Below are 15,065 nucleotides of genomic sequence, written 5' to 3'. Positions count from 1 at the left end.
TTCGACCAAGGTCTGAACGACGCCCTCCCTGCCAAAGGTCTATGCTCGGAGCCGGTGCACCGGCCTTGGGAGGGGCGGCATGGACTACGCAACGCTGTACCGACGTTCGATCGAGCGGCCCGAGGAATTCTGGGCCGAGCAGGCCCAGGCGATCCACTGGGAGCGCCCGCCGCAGGCGATCCTGGAATACGACACGCCGCCGTTCCGGCGCTGGTTCGTCGGCGGGCTGACCAACCTGTGCCACAACGCGGTCGACCGGCATCTACCGGCGCGCGCCGCGCAGTTAGCGCTGGTGGCGGTGTCCAGCGAAACCGGGCAGACCCAGGAAATCACCTATGCGCAGCTGCACCGCGAGGTCAACGCCTTCGCCGCGGTGCTGCAGCGGCTGGACGTGCAGCGCGGCGACCGCGTGGTCATCTACATGCCGAACATGGCCGAGGCGGTGTACGCGATGCTGGCCTGCGCGCGCATCGGCGCGGTGCACTCGGTGGTGTTCGGCGGCTTCGCCGCGCACAACCTGGCGCTGCGCATCGACGATGCGCGGCCCAAGCTGCTGATCGCCGCCGACGCCGGCAGCCGTGGTGGCAAGCGCATCCCCTACAAGCCGCTGGTCGACGCCGCCTGCGCCGAGGCCAGCGCGCCGCCGCCGACGGTGCTGATCGTCTCGCGCGGGCTGGATCCGGCGCTGCCGCGCGTGCCCGGGCGCGATGTCGATTATGCCGAGCTGCGTGCCGAAGTCGGCGATGCGCAGGTGCCGGTGGTGTGGCTGGAATCCAACGAACCCAGCTACCTGCTGTACACCTCCGGCACCACCGGCAAGCCCAAGGGTGTGCAGCGCGATGTCGGCGGGCATGCGGTGGCGCTGGCGCTGTCGATGCGCACGGTGTTCGACTGCGGCCCCGGGCAGGCCATGTTCTCCACCTCCGACGTGGGCTGGGCGGTGGGGCATTCGTACAACGTGTACGGCCCGCTGATCGTTGGCGCGACCTCGCTGCTGTACGAAGGCCTGCCGGTGCAACCGGATCCGGGGGTGTGGTGGGCGCTGTGCGAGAAGTACCGGGTACGCACCATGTTCTCCTCGCCGACCGCGATCCGCGTGCTGAAGAAGCATCCGGCGCGCTACCTGCGCGAGCGCGACCTGAGCGCGCTGCGCTATCTGTTCCTGGCCGGCGAGCCGCTGGACGAGCCGACCGCACTGTGGATCGGCGAAGTGCTGGGCAAGCCGGTGATCGACAACTACTGGCAGACCGAAACCGGCTGGCCGGTGCTGACGTTGTTGCCGGGCGTCGAGCTGCGGCCGGTCAAGCCGGGGTCGCCGGGCTTTCCCAATCTCGGCTATCGCATGCGCATCGTCGACGAGCACGGCGTCGAGGTGCCGGCCGGGCGCAAGGGCGTGCTGGTGATCGAGCCGCCATTGCCGCCGGGCTGCATGACCACGGTGTGGAACGACGATGCGCGCTTCCTGCGCAGCTACTTCAGCCACTTCGACACGCTGCTGTACAGCTCGCTGGACTGGGCGATCCGCGACGAGGACGGCTACACCTTCATCCTTGGCCGCACCGACGACGTGATCAACGTCGCCGGACATCGCCTGGGCACGCGCGAGATCGAGGAAGCCATCGCCGGCCACGCCGACGTGGCCGAGGTCGCGGTGATCGGCATGCACGACGAATTGAAGGGGCAGGTGCCGGTGGTGTTCGCGACGCTGAAGCAGGCCGCGCCCGATGCCGCGGCGGTGGTCGAGGAGTTGCGCCAGTGCGTGGTGCAGCGGCTCGGCGCGGTGGCGCGGCCGGCGCAGGTGTATCTGGTGCAGGCACTGCCGAAGACGCGTTCGGGCAAGCTGTTGCGGCGTTCGCTGCAGGCGCTGGCCGAGCAGCGCGATCCGGGCGATCTGTCGACGCTGGACGACCCCGGCGCGCTGGAGGAAATCCGCCGCGCCTTGCGCGGTTGACGCCACAAGGACGACGCCGGCGCGCAGGCGCCGGCGTTCGCAGCGCCGCTCAGCCGAGGCCTTCGGCCTGCAGTGCCGCCTGCACCTGCGGATCGGCGGACATGCGTTCGAAGTGCAATTGCAGATTGGCACCAAGCGCGATCTGCTGCGCGCGCGCCCAGCGCAGGGTGACGAACAGATAAGCGTCGGCGATGGAACGGCGCGCGCCGCCGAGCCAGGTCTGTTGTTCCAGCGCCGACTCCACGCGCGCATACAGCGTGCGCACGCGCTCGCGTGCGTGCTCCTGGGTGCGCGCGATCACCGCGGCATCGTCCAGATAGCGGGTGCTGCCGAACAGCGGATGGAAGGCCGGATGCAGATCGGCGTTGAGGAAGGCCAGCCAACGCTGCACCTCGGCGCGGCTGCGCGGGCTGCCGTCGCCGGCCAGTTGCGCATCGGGCGCGAGGTCGGCGATGTAGTTGAGGATCGCCGAGTTCTGGGTGAGCACCCAGTCGTCCATCTGCAGCGCGGGCACTGCGCCGGCCGGATTGATCGCCAGATACGCAGGCGCCTTCATTGCGGCGGCATCGAGCAGCTTCAGTTCGAACGGCAATCCGGCCCAGCGCAGCGCGATGTGATCGGCCAGCGAACAGGCGCCGGGCTTGGAATAGAGTTTCATGGCAGGCGGCTCCGCATCGAAGTCAGGACGGCAGAGCGTACCTGCTGCGCGGGGCGCTTGGCGATCAGACGCGCCGTGTGCGGAGCGCGGGAGCCTGCGTCAGGACATGCCTGCGCGGCGAGCGACTACGACGCGTTGCGCGGACGCAGCTTCTGCACGCGATAGAACGTGTGGTCGCCGATGGTCGCGACCTGATACGCGTTGCGCCAGCTCGGGCTGGCGATGGCATGCGCGGCGAAGTGGCTGGCGCCGGGCACGATCTCCTTGCGCTGGCCCTGCGGCAGCGCCCAGTTGCGCTCGGCGGCGAAGGCGACCTTGACCGCGTCGGCCCAGGCGTCGTCGTTCTTCAGTTCGGTGCCCGGCTTCACCAGGCCCGGTGCGAACTGTTTGCGCGCGGTGACGACCTGGCACATCGAGTCGCCCCACAGGCCGCTGTCCAGGCGACGCAGCGCGACTTCGGCGACGGCTTGCTGTCCGCGCAGCGTCTGGTCGCGCGCTTCCAGGTACACGGTGGTGCTGAGGCACAGCGAATCGGCAGCGGGTTGCGGCAACAACTGCGACAGCCAGAGGATCCAGGCCAGTTTCATCGTACTCCTTGCTCCGTATGGGCCGTCGTGGCGCTGCGCCGGAATGGCGCGGCAAGCGATGCGGCTTGGCGTCATGGGGAGGCGGCCTGTCACGGGCCGCCCGGGTGCCGGCAATCTGAAGTCCGGCGGGACCCGCCAAGATGGGCGGATCGGAAGAGGGGCGCACAATAGGCGCCGCTTCCCGAATCGCAACTGAACCCCGAGCCTTGACAGGGTTCACATCTCGCGATGTGGCCATGCCGTCGTGCCTGGCCGCACGACGACAGGGGCAGCACCGTGCTGCAGTGCGTCACGCTCAGGGAAACTGCTGGCGTTGCATCATCATTGCGTACACCTTGACCACCGGATCGGCGTGCCCGCTCAGTTGCGCGAGGCGTTGGTCGCGATCGGGCCAGCGTTGTACCTGATCGGCGAGCACGCGCAGGTCGCCGAACCAGGTGTCATGGTCTTTCGCGTAGTACGGTCCGCTCAGCAGCGTGGCGAGCAGGCCCATGCCGCGATCGCGCGCGGCGCCAGCCGGCGCGTACTCCAGATAGCGCAGCAGTTCGCGCAGGCGCGCGCGCTGCACGCGGCCGCTGCCGTCGCCGGCCGCGGTCTGCTGCAGCACGCCATGGTCGAGCTGGTCGAGGAACTCCGTCGATGCTTTTTCCGTGGCGGGATCGCCTGCACTGGCGGTGGGGTCCAGCAATTGCGCGCGGATGTTGTAGCCGGCCTGGCGGATCAGCGAGATCGCATCCGCATCGACCGTCAGCGCGGGCACCGGCGGCGCCGGCATGATGCGGTCGGCCGGCACGTCGGCGACGAAGCGCTGCTCGAGCAGCCAATGCTCGCCGAGCACGCTGGACGCACAGCGGGTCTGCGCCAGATGCGCGGCAACATAGCCACGGTAGGCGCCATGCAGGCGTTCGCGCAGCGCGGGGTCGGCCACCTGCTGCAGCAGCAGCGGCATGTCGCCGGCCACGCTCAGTTCGGTGGCGGTGAAGCCGGCATCGTCGCCGCGAATGCGCTCGAACATGCGCACCAGGCTGTCGGCGAGCTGTGCCTGCCCGGCGCTGTCCAGCGGTGCAGCGGCGAGCGCCATCTTCAGCGCCGGGGCAGTGTCGGTTTCGTGTTGCGCCGCGTCCACGCGTGCGGCGAGTGCGCGGGCGCGCGCCGCCGGTTGTGCCGGCTGCAGTGTGCTGGCCAATGCATAGCTCGGGCTCGGATCGTCGAGATAGTCCGCATCGCAACTGCCCGCGCGCGGTGTCGGCAGCGCGGCGAACAGCGTCTGCGCCTGCGCCAGCGTGGCGTGCTGGGCGGCACGCGTCTGCAGCGTCAGTTGATCCAGGCCGGCGGTGCGCGGCGTGCGCAATTCGTTGTCGCGCTCTTCGTCGATGCTGCCGGCGCGGGCCAGTCCGGGCATGCGCCGTTGCGCGCGCTCGGCCAATGCCACGGCCTGTTGCGTCAATCGTTGTGCGGCAGCGGCGCGATCGCCGTCGGCTGGCAGATCGCCAGATGCAGCCAGACGCAGCAGCACATCGGCCTGGAAGTCGGCCGGCAGCGCCTGCGCCGCGGCCAGCACCGTGCTGGCAGGCGGTCCGGGCATGGCGCTGCCGTTCGCCGAAGCGATGCCGGTGGGCAGCGGGGTCTGCCCGTTTGCCGGGCCGGCATGCGGGTGCGTTGCGAGGGAGGCGGGCGCTGCGGTTTGCGCGCCGTGGGCGGTGGCCGCGCGTTGCAGCAGCGGCACGCATGCGCCGGCGACCAGCAGGGCGAGAAGCAGATGGCGGGGACGTGGGGCGGAACGCATGGGAGCTCCTGAAGGCGGGCGACGGACTGCACGGCGCAGTGGCGCCGTGCAGGACCGGGGAGCACGCTCCCCGGCGCGACCATCCAATGGTCAGTTGTAACGTGCGGTGTTGCGCGGCACGTTGGCGCGGATCACGCCCAGCGGATCGTCGGTGATGATGCTGGTGAAGCCGGCGGTGACCTGTGCGCGGAAGTTCGGACGGTCGTCGGCGGTTTCGTTGCCGAAGTACTTGGTCCGCGTCAGGTAGTCGTCCAGCGACGCGCAGCAGGTGCCGTTGCTGCGCACATAGTGCTGGCCGTCATGGCTGCTGAGGCGGTACTCGGGCACCGGCGAGAACGCACCGATCGCCTGCTTCTGCGCCTGGTTCTCGGCCAGCAGCTCGGCAGTCGGGTCGCCGCGGCGGGGCTGCTTGTTGCCGATTTCCAGCCAGGCGAACCCGCTTTGCTTGCGCACTTCGGTGATCCAGGCATTGACCCGGCACAGCGGCGTGTTGGGCGCGGTGAAGCCGCACAGGCCGACGTAGTTGTCGGCGATGCGGTCCATGTCGCCCGCATAGACGGTCGGTGCGAACGGCACGCCCTTGGTGAAGCGGGTGATGTCGCTGGGCGTCCTCGGCAGCAGCGAGGCGCTGAACTTCAGCACCACCTGGTTCTGCATCTTGAACGCATTGACCTGGTCTGCCGCGCGCGACACCGCGTCCAGCGACTTCAGGTCCAGCACCACCACCATGTGGTTGGCGTAGTGGCTCACCGCGTCCAGTGCGACACCCAGCGAGGCCGGATGGTCGTTGGTCTTGGCGAAGTTCTTGTCGCGCAGGTACATGTTGATCAGGTCATGGCTGCTCAGGGTGCTGATGTCCGGATTCCAGCCCGACGGATTGGTTGCCGGCTGGAAGATGTTGAAGCCGGGGTTGTGGTCGATGACGCGGCCGGCGTTCTGGTCGTGGAACAGCCACAGCACGCCATCGGACGCCTGCTTGACGTCCAGTTCGATCGCTTCGATGTTCTCGTTGTAGGTATCGAGGATCGAGCAGGTGGAGTTCTCGGCGCAGCCGTTGCCGACCAGCCCGCGATGCGAGATCACCACGACGTCGGCGTGATTGCCCTGGTAGGGATTCTTCATCACGTTGAGGATATGCGCCGGGTTCCAGTTGCTGGCGGCCGACGCCATGCCGGACAGTGCGGTCAGCGACGCGCAGGCCAGCGCCAGGGCGAGAACCTTGGCGGGTTTCTTGGGCAGTTTCATGTGCTCTCTTCCGTTCGGGGTTGATGGAATGAAGTGAAGCAGGCGCAGCGCGCTGCAGCCGACGTCCGCAGGGACGTTGTCGTCTGCAGTGCAATGCTCGAAGCGACGGGCATCGTCCTGGCGTTGCGTGCCGCCCGTCTGAAACCGGACTCCTGGCGACGCCGCGCGTGGCCATCGCACCGCGTCGCCGGGATTTGGACCGAGACCGGCTACCGTGGCCTGTCCGTGCCGTGCAGGTAGCGTTGCAGTGCCAACGGTTCGTCGGTTTGGATCATGCTGACGCCGTGCTTGCGCAGCCCGCCCCACACCGCGGCCGGATCGCGCAGCGCACGCTGGTCCGTGTAGCTCGCCGACAGCCGCATCGGCCTGCCGCTGGCGATGTCGTTGGTCATGGTGTTGACGAACAGCCGCGCGCGCGGCGCCAGTTCGCGCTGCGCGATGTCCAGCACCGCCGGGTCGTCGAACATCAGTTGCACCACCGCCGGCTGCAAGCTTGCGGCGCGGCGCAAGGCCTGCTCGGGCGGCAGCGTCGATTCGCGCTGCAGGTACAGCGCCTGCACCGCGATGTCGGCCTTGCGCGCGCGCTGCAGCACCGCCGTGGGCACGTCCAGCGGCACGTTGAGCAGCACGTCGCGTTGCGCGCCGGCGGCTTCCACCGCGTCGATCACCTGGTCCAGCGCCGCGGCCTTGATGTCCAGGTTCACCAGCACCTTGCCGCGCGCCAGGGCCAGCGCCTGCGCCAGCGTCGGCGGATGCCGCGCGGTGAGCGTACTGTCGCGCCCGCCGCCCTGGCTGCGCACGCGCAAGGCGGCGATCTGCGCCGCGTCCAGCTCGGCCACCGCGCCGTGCCCGTCGGTGGTGCGGTCCACGGTGGCGTCGTGCATCAGCACCAGCGCGCCGTCGCGGGTGGTGCGCACATCGATCTCGACCATGTCCACGCCGCGCGCGATGCAGGCGGCAATGCCGTCCAGCGTATTCTCGGACGCGAACGTCCAGCAGGCGCGGTGCGACACCACCAGCGCCGGCCCGTGCGGATCGCGCAGGCGGTCGGGCAGGCTCGGCGTCGCGGCCATGGCCAGCATCGGCAGCGACAGCGCTGCGCTCATCAGCAGTCTCCGGCAGCACATGCTCACCACCGCCAGGTCAGCGACGCGTTGTAGTTGCGGCCGAAGATCGGCCGCGCGTAGATCGCGTCGGCAGTGCCCTGGCCGGACAGCGTGTCCACGCGCGCATTGCCTTCGGTCAGGCCCAGCGTGTTGCCGACGTTGGCCGCGTGCAACTGCAGTTCCAGGTGCTCACTCAACCGCGCGAACAGGCCCAGCTCGTAGGTGGTGTAGGCGGGCAGGGCGGTGGCGTTGGTGTAGTCGACGTAGCGCTGGCCCATGCGATAAGCGGTGGCCGACAGCTCCAGCGGTCGGCCGTCGATGTCGAAGTACAGGGTCGGGCTGATCGAGGCCATGAACTTCGGAATGCGCGAGATCTGCTTGCCGTCCAGGTCGCCGTAGCGGAGGCCGGTGGTCGCGTTGCTCAGGCCGCGCGTCTGCGGATCCTGCAGCGTGGCCGAGCCGGTGATGCCGAACAGCGCCGACGGACGCCAGGTGAACTCCGACTCCAGGCCCAGGGTACGGGTCTTGCCGACCAGCGCCAGGCTCTGCACCGCCCCTGTGCCGTCGAGCACGATGGCGCTGATCGACAGGTCGTTGAAACGGCTCCAGAAGCCGACCGTGGAGAACGAGAAGGTATCGCCGAAGCTGCCACGCAGGCCGGCTTCGGCCTGGTCGATGTCGGTGACGTCCGCGTTCTGGGTCTGGTAGACGTTCTGCAGCCGCGGCAGGCGCTGCGATTGCGTGTAGCGGGCGAAGGTCTGCAGCTGCGGGGTCAGCGCGAATTCGGCGCCGAGCGTCCACTGCGTGGCGTGGCGATGATCGGTGCGCGGGCTGAACGCGCCGCTGAGGCCGCCGACGTTGTCGTCGGCCAGCGTGGTCGGATCGCCGAGATCGCGCGTGGTGGCGGCGTACACGCCGCCGCTTGCGTTGTAGCGGGTGTAGCGCACGCCGGCGTCCAGGCCGAGGCGGCCGAAGCGTACCGAATCCCACAGGTACGGCGACAAGTAGGTGCCGTTGGCGACGCCGCTGGTGACGCCGTTGCCGTAGCGCACGAAGCCGTTCTGCGTCACCGACCCGACCACGTTGCCGGCGCTGTCGTAAGCCAGCACGTCCAGGCGCTGCGCGTGGTTCTGCAGCGTGGTCAGCACGGTGTTCTGCAGCCGGTCCTGGGTGTATTCGAAGTGCTGCACGTCGAGGCCGGCGGTGAGCGTGTGCCGGCCCAGCGCCGTGTCGTCGAACGCCTTGCTCAGGCGCAGGTCGTCGGACAGCGTGCGCAGATGGGTGCGCGCGTTCCACAGGCCGCTCTCCAGCACCAGGCCGTCGGCCGTGGCCGGATCGTAGGCGGCGCCAGTGCGGGTGGTGACGTAGCCGACCCGCGCCACCCGCGCGCCGAAGCCGCTGCGCGCACGGCCGAGCTGGGTGGTGAGGTAGGCGCCGGCGTCGTAGGGCGCAGCGCCGGAGAACAGCGCGGTGTAGTCCACGTCCGCATCGACGAAGCGCATGCGGTTGTTGAGGGTCAGGCCGTCGCCCAGGTCCCATTCCAGGTGCGTGCCGAGTTGCTTGACCTTGCTGTGGATGCCGTCGGCCAGGTCCAGGTTGCGCGCCAGCGGTGTAGTGCCGTCGAAGGTCAGGGCCGTGGTGTGGCGCAGGTCGTTGGACAGCAGCGTGCCGTCCAGCGGGTCGAGCAGCGCCGACAGCGACTGCGACGGATTGCGCGGGTCGGCGAGCGGGATCGGGTTGTAGAAGGCGGTGCGGTCGTCGAGGTACTTGGCGTCGACGTCGAGCACCGCATCGCCCATCAGGAAGGTCAGGTTGCCGCGCAGCTGGCCGCCCTGGTCGGCGGTGTAGCCGGTGTGGCGCAGGCCGTCGTCGCTGCGGTGGTAGCCGCCGATGCTGTACAGCACGTTCTCGCTGAGCGGGCCGGCGCTGTAGGCGTCCTCGCGGCGCAGGCCGTCGCTGCCGACGGTCATGCGCACCGCGCCTTCCGGGGTGGCGGTGCCGTGGCGGGTGATGGCGTTGACCGTGCCGCCCGGCGCGTTGGTCGCGAACAGCGGCGAGGTGCCGCCGCGCACCACTTCCAGGCGCTCGGTCATCATGTCCAGCGCGAACAGGGTGTCGACGTTGAAGAAGCTTTCCTGCGGCTCGTCGAACAGGGTCAGGCCGTCTTCCTGGTACTGCACGTAGTACCAGCCGCCCGCGGGCAGGCCGCGCACGTAGAGGTTCTGGCCGCCGCCCTGGCCGCCGGAGGGTTCGGCGGAGAAGCCGGGAACGGCCCGCAACATGTCCACGCTGCTGGTCGGGGTGCTGCGTTCCAGGCGTTCCCTGGACACCACGCTGATCGCGAACGGCGCGTCCTTCTGCGACTGGCCCTGCGGGGTGCCGGTGACCACGATCTGGTCGAGCGTGGTGGTGGCGTCGGCCGGCGGCGCCGGCGCGTCCTCGGCATGGACGGCGGCGGTGCTGCCGAGGATGGACGCGAGCGCCAGCGCCAGCAGGCTCGGGTGCGGATGAACGGTACGCATGAAGACCCCCATAAAAGAATGTGGGGGTAATACTATTTATCATGTATGAAACTTCTATGTCCACATGGTAGGTTGTGGCGTTCGTGCATCCATCACGCTTTGTCCGCCTATGCCCCATCCCGATTTCCCGCCACGCGTGAGCGCCGGCGGCCGCCAGTTGCTCGACCGCGTGTTCAAGACCGGGGTGCAGACCCAGGCGGCGCTGAGCCGCGACCTGGCTCTGTCGCAGCCCACCGTGGCGCGCCTGCTGCAGGGCTTCGTGCAGGACCGCATGGTCCAGCTCAGCGCCCGCGCCGCCGAAGGCCGCGGCAATCCCAGCGTCGACGTGCGCTTGGCGCCGGACTACGCCTACGCCTTCGGCATCGGCCTGATGGGCGACGTGGTGGCGCTGGCGCTGGTGGATTTCGCCGGCAACGTGCGTGGCCAGCGCCGCATCGGCCTGGCCGACATGCGCCGCGCGCCGGTGCTGGCGCAGTTGCAGCGGTTTCGTGCCGAGCTACTGGCCGAGACCGGGGTGGACCCGGCGCGGGTGGTGGGCGTGGGCGCGGCGATCTCGGCGTTCTTCACCGGCCAGGGCCGGCAGATGGCCGGGCCGCCGGCGCTGGAGGACTGGACCCAGGTGGACCTGGTGCCGATCCTGGAAGAGGCGCTGGGCTGCGCGGTCACGGTGGAGAACGATGGCGCGGCGGCGGCGGTGGCCGAGAGTCTTTACGGGGTCGGCCGCGACTGCCGCGACTTCGTCTACCTGCACCTGACCAACGGCTTCGGCGGCGGCATCATCGCCGATGGCCGGCTGTTCCGCGGCCACCGCGGCAATGCCGGCGAGTTCGGCGGCATCTGGACCGTCGGCGGCATGGCCTATCCGAATCTGGACGCGTTGTTGTCGCTGGTGCGTGCCGCCGGCCAGGACTATGCCGGGGTGGAGCAGATGCTCGGCGCGATCGACGCGCACACCCCGGGCGTGGACGCCTGGCTGGACATGGCCGAAGCGCCGTTCTCGCAGCTGTGCGCCTATCTGGCCTATGCGCTGGATCCGCAGGCGATCGTGATCGGCGGCCGCCTGCCCGCCGCGATCGGCGCGCGCCTGGTCGAGCGCATCCGCATCCCGCGCGCGCCCAACCGGCACGGCCTGGCGCCGCCGCTGCCGCAGTTGTGCATCGCCCGCACCGTCGGCGATGCGGTGACCCTGGGCGCGGCGCTGATGCCGCTGCAGCAGGCGTTCTTCGCCTGAGATGAGCACGGTCGGGCGCGGCGCGTCGCGCTGCGTTCAAGCCAGGGCACGGAGCGCCTTGCATCGCGGCGACGTCGCCCGCGCGAGCGCGCCGGCCGGGCCACGGCGCCTCAAGCGCCGTTGGCGCTCGTCGCCACGCCGACGCCGAGCGGGAGCGGCCGGCGGCGCCCGGTGAGCAGCGCCAGCAGCAGGCACAACGCCCCGCACAGCAGCGGGCCCGCCGCCATGGCCCAGCACAGCAGGGTGCAGTGCCCGTCGCGGTAGGCCAGCGCATCCAGCAGCAGGCCGATCAGCACCACCCCCGCGGCCAGCGCGACCTGCGCGGCGGCGGTCAGTGCGGCGAAGCACAGCGCGTGCTCGGCGACCGCGCGGGTCGCGGTGCACTGCGCATGCCAGGCCCACACCAGTTGTCCGCCGCTGCCGCCGATGGCGCCGATACAGGCCGCCGCCGCCAGGCTCAGCAGCGGCTGCGCCGGCAACGCCAGCGCGAACAGCGGCGCGCACAGCAGCAGGGCACCACCGAGCCAGGCCAGCCGTTGCGCTGGCCTGCGCTGCCGGCCCCAACGCGCGGCGAGCGGCTGCACCAGCACCGTGCCGAGCGCATAGGCGATCAACACCGCACTGCCCCAGCCGGGCGAGAGCAGGCCGTACGCGGCCACGTACGGGGCGAGCTTGGTGAACGCAGGCAGGGTCAGCGACACCGCCGCGATCAGCGCCAGCGGCTGCCAGGGAATCGCGCGCCAGGAGGGCGCTTGCTGGGGTGCGGCCACGGCCGTCGCGCCGGCCGGTGCCGGGTGGGCGGTCGTGGCACGACACAGCACCCGCTGCAACTGCCAGGCGCACAGCATCGCCACGGCCGCCAGCACCGCGCTGGCCTGCAGCGCCAGGCTGCCGCCGTCGGCGCCGCGCGCAAGCACCGCCCCGACCACGCTACTGATCAGCAGCGCTGCGGCGCCGCTGCCGGCCAGGCGCAACGCACTGGCGCCGTCGTGGCCGCGCCACGGCCATTGCGCCAGGCTCAGCAAGGTGTTCTGGGCCACGTCGCAGGCGGCGTAGGCCAGCCGGAACAACAGGCTCACCGCCAGCACGTAGCCCAGCCGCAAGGGCGGCGGCAGCAGCGGCGTGGCGAACACCAGCAGCAGCGCCAGCGCCGCGGCGGCCAGGCCGTGCCATTGCAGGCGCCCGGCGCTGCGCACGTCGCGCAGGCGCCGGCGCAGGCCCCAGCCAGCGCCGAGGCCGATCGCGGCGCTGAGCAGCAGGCCCAGCGCCAGCACCACGCCGGCCGCGATCGCGCGCAGGCCGGCGTGTTCGGTCAGCGAATAGATCAGCAGCAATTCGCCCGCGTACCACAGCAGGCTCTTGCCGAAATGCGCGCCGGCATACGCCGCCAGGGCCGCTTGCGGCAGGCGGGGCAGGGCGGGCAGGGGCGAGGGGCGCGGCATGCCCAGGCTTATAGCTGCGCGATGCGACAGCACCAAGTCCGCTGCCCTGGCCGGCGGCCTCCCGACGGCCAGCGCGAGGCGCGCCCTACAGCTGCGCGGCCAGCCGGCTGCCCTGGGCGATGGCGCGCTTGGCGTCCAGTTCGGCGGCGACGTCGGCGCCGCCGATCAGGTGCGGGCTGCGGCCGGCGGCCAGCAGCGCCGCCTGCAGGTCGCGGCGGGGTTCCTGGCCGGCGCAGATCACCACCGTGCCGACGGGCAACAGTTGCTCGGTACCGTCCACGCGGATGCGCAGGCCGCTGTCGTCCACGCCCAGGTATTCGACGCCGCCGAGCATGGTCACGCCCTTGGCCTTGAGCGTGGCGCGATGGATCCAGCCGGTGGTCTTGCCCAGCCGCGCGCCGGGCCGGCCCGGGCTGCGCTGCAGCAGCCACACGCTGCGCGCCGGCGGCTCCGGGCGCGGCTTGCACAGCGCGCCGCGGCCTTCGAACTGCGGGTCTACGCCCCACTCGGCCATCCACCGCGCCGGGTCCAGCGCGGTCGACGCACCAGCGTGCACCAAAAACTCGCCGACATCGAAGCCGATGCCGCCGGCACCGATGATCGCGACCTTGTCCGCCGCCTGCACCCGGCCCTGCAGCACGTCCAGGTAGCTGACCACGTTGGGATGGTCGGCGCCGGGGAAGTCCACCGCGCGCGGCACGATGCCGGTGGCCAGCACCACCTCGTCGAAGTCGGCCAGCAGCGCCGCATCGGCGGTGGTCTGCAGGCGCAGCTCCACGCCAGTGGCCTCGATGTGGTGGCGGAAGTAGCGCAGCGTCTCGTGGAATTCCTCCTTCCCGGGAATCCGCTTGGCCACGTTGAACTGGCCGCCGATCTCGCTGGCGCTGTCGAACAGGGTGACGCGGTGGCCGCGTTGCGCCGCCACGGTAGCGCAGGCCAGGCCGGCCGGGCCGGCGCCGACCACGGCGATGCGCTTGGGCGCGCGGGTCGGCAGGTAGTTCAGTTCGGTCTCGGCGGCCGCGCGCGGATTGACCAGGCAACTGGCGGTCTTGTTCTCGAACACGTGGTCCAGGCAGGCCTGGTTGCAGGCGATGCAGGTGTTGATCGCCTGGGCCTGGCCGCGCTGCGCCTTGTTCGCCCATTCCGGGTCGGCCAGCAGCGGCCGCGCCAGCGACACCATGTCGGCGCCGCCGCCGGCGAGGATGCGCTCGGCCACGTCGGGCATGTTGATGCGGTTGGTGGCGATCAGCGGCAGCCGCACGTGCGGCTTGAGCTTGGCGGTGACCGCGGCGAAGGCGGCGCGCGGTACCGAGGTGGCGATGGTCGGCACGCGTGCTTCGTGCCAGCCGATGCCGGAGTTGATGAGGGTCGCGCCGGCGGCCTCGATCGCCTGCGCTTGCAGCACGATCTCCTGCCAGTCGCTGCCGTCCTCGACCAGGTCCACCAGCGACAGGCGGTAGACGATGATGAAGTCCGGCCCGCAGGCGGCGCGGATGCGACGCACGATCTCCACCGCGAAGCGCATGCGCCTGGCGGCGTCACCGCCCCAGGCGTCGCTGCGGCGATTGCTGCGCGGGGCGATGAACTCGTTGATCAGATAGCCTTCCGAGCCCATCACCTCGACGCCGTCGTAGCCGGCCTCGCGGGCGAGCCTGGCGGCATGCGCGTAGGCATCGATCTGGCGTTCGACGCCGCGGGCCGACAGCGCGCGCGGGGTGAACGGATTGATCGGCGCCTTCAGCTTCGACGGTGCCACCGACAAGGGGTGATAGGCGTAGCGCCCGGCGTGCAGCAGCTGCAGGCAGATCTTGGCGCCATGCGCGTGCACCGCGGCGGTGACCTGCCGGTGCGGGCGCACCTCCCATGGCCAGGACAGCTTGCCGCCGAACGGCTTCAGCCAGCCGACCACGTTCGGGGCGAAGCCGCCGGTGACGATCAACCCGACGCCGCCGGCGGCGCGCTCGGCGAAGTACGCGGCCAGCTTGGGGAAGTCGCGGGCGCGGTCTTCCAGGCCGGTGTGCATGGAGCCCATCAGGATGCGGTTGCGCAGTTGGGTGAAGCCCAGATCCAGCGGGGCGAACAGGTGCGGGTAGGCGGGGGAGGTGGATTCGGGCTGGCCGGAGGCGGGCGACATGGCGTGGATACGCAGGCGTACGGAAGGGCGCAGGGTGCCGTGAAACTTGGGCTACGGCAAGAGGGACGTTGCCTTGACGTGCCTCCACCCTGACGTTGAGGTTGCCTTGCTATGGCGCTGGGATTTGAAGCATGAAGCTTTGAAGCAAAGGCAACAGCTTCCGCTGGCGCGGGTCACTTTGATCAGCCTTCGGCTGCTGAGGAGCGCTTCTTTGCTTGTGCAAAGAAAAGTAACCAAAAGAAAGCACACCCCGCAGCGCGCCCTCCGCGCTATCGCGCTCCGGGTTCGCAGCCAAGTCGGGCATTTTCCGACGGCACATCATGTGCCGGCGGAAAACGACGCGCATCCTGCGCGTCGCCCTTCGGGTACTCGCCCGCCATGTCTGCCGCGCCGAGGGGGCCCT

The 15,065-nt window shown here is 70.3% G+C and carries 10 protein-coding genes; 2 read left to right on the top strand and 8 right to left on the bottom strand.

Features of this window, described 5'->3' with window-relative positions:
- The first annotated feature begins 79 nt into the window (after positions 1 to 79).
- Entirely contained in the window at positions 80 to 1,951 is a 1,872-nt protein-coding gene (gene prpE / locus NUG21_RS15945; protein WP_263391386.1) for a propionate--CoA ligase, read from the top strand.
- A gap of 49 nt (positions 1,952 to 2,000) precedes the next feature.
- Here prpE and NUG21_RS15940 read toward each other — a convergent pair whose 3' ends face one another.
- The 6 genes from NUG21_RS15940 to NUG21_RS15915 all read right to left on the bottom strand — a co-directional run bounded on the left by NUG21_RS15940 (position 2,001) and on the right by NUG21_RS15915 (position 9,855).
- A complete protein-coding gene (locus NUG21_RS15940; RefSeq protein ID WP_019797715.1) occupies positions 2,001 to 2,609 on the bottom strand; it encodes a glutathione S-transferase N-terminal domain-containing protein in 609 nt (202 codons plus the stop codon).
- Positions 2,610 to 2,734: 125 nt separating this feature from the next.
- Positions 2,735 to 3,196 carry a cell wall hydrolase gene (locus NUG21_RS15935; RefSeq protein ID WP_019797714.1) on the bottom strand — a complete coding sequence of 154 codons (462 nt, stop codon included), beginning with the start codon at positions 3,194 to 3,196 and terminating at the stop codon, positions 2,735 to 2,737.
- A 295-nt stretch (positions 3,197 to 3,491) separates the two neighbouring features.
- The gene (locus NUG21_RS15930) at positions 3,492 to 4,982 is read right to left on the bottom strand and encodes a hypothetical protein (RefSeq protein WP_263391385.1); all 1,491 of its coding nucleotides are present in this window, start codon (positions 4,980 to 4,982) and stop codon (positions 3,492 to 3,494) included.
- Positions 4,983 to 5,072: 90 nt separating this feature from the next.
- The gene (locus NUG21_RS15925) at positions 5,073 to 6,227 is read right to left on the bottom strand and encodes a glycerophosphodiester phosphodiesterase family protein (RefSeq protein ID WP_263391384.1); all 1,155 of its coding nucleotides are present in this window, start codon (positions 6,225 to 6,227) and stop codon (positions 5,073 to 5,075) included.
- 209 nt (positions 6,228 to 6,436) lie between these two features.
- The gene (locus NUG21_RS15920; RefSeq protein WP_263391383.1) at positions 6,437 to 7,333 is read right to left on the bottom strand and encodes a glycerophosphodiester phosphodiesterase family protein; all 897 of its coding nucleotides are present in this window, start codon (positions 7,331 to 7,333) and stop codon (positions 6,437 to 6,439) included.
- A 23-nt stretch (positions 7,334 to 7,356) separates the two neighbouring features.
- Positions 7,357 to 9,855, bottom strand: coding sequence for a TonB-dependent receptor (locus tag NUG21_RS15915; protein WP_263391382.1), 2,499 nt, complete (start codon positions 9,853 to 9,855; stop codon positions 7,357 to 7,359).
- A gap of 109 nt (positions 9,856 to 9,964) precedes the next feature.
- Between NUG21_RS15915 and NUG21_RS15910 the strand changes: the two genes are divergently transcribed.
- A complete protein-coding gene (locus NUG21_RS15910; protein ID WP_263391381.1) occupies positions 9,965 to 11,086 on the top strand; it encodes an ROK family protein in 1,122 nt (373 codons plus the stop codon).
- 110 nt (positions 11,087 to 11,196) lie between these two features.
- Here NUG21_RS15910 and NUG21_RS15905 read toward each other — a convergent pair whose 3' ends face one another.
- Together NUG21_RS15905 and NUG21_RS15900 are read right to left on the bottom strand one after the other, a co-directional pair.
- Complete coding sequence (locus NUG21_RS15905; RefSeq protein ID WP_263391380.1) at positions 11,197 to 12,528, bottom strand: MFS transporter; 1,332 nt, start codon at positions 12,526 to 12,528, stop codon at positions 11,197 to 11,199.
- An 85-nt stretch (positions 12,529 to 12,613) separates the two neighbouring features.
- Entirely contained in the window at positions 12,614 to 14,662 is a 2,049-nt protein-coding gene (locus NUG21_RS15900; RefSeq protein ID WP_263391379.1) for an NADPH-dependent 2,4-dienoyl-CoA reductase, read from the bottom strand.
- Positions 14,663 to 15,065 lie beyond the last annotated feature (403 nt).

Source organism: Xanthomonas sp. CFBP 8445, from assembly GCF_025666235.1.
Lineage (GTDB): Bacteria > Pseudomonadota > Gammaproteobacteria > Xanthomonadales > Xanthomonadaceae > Xanthomonas_A > Xanthomonas_A indica.
This window is presented reverse-complemented; position numbering and strand designations above follow the sequence as displayed.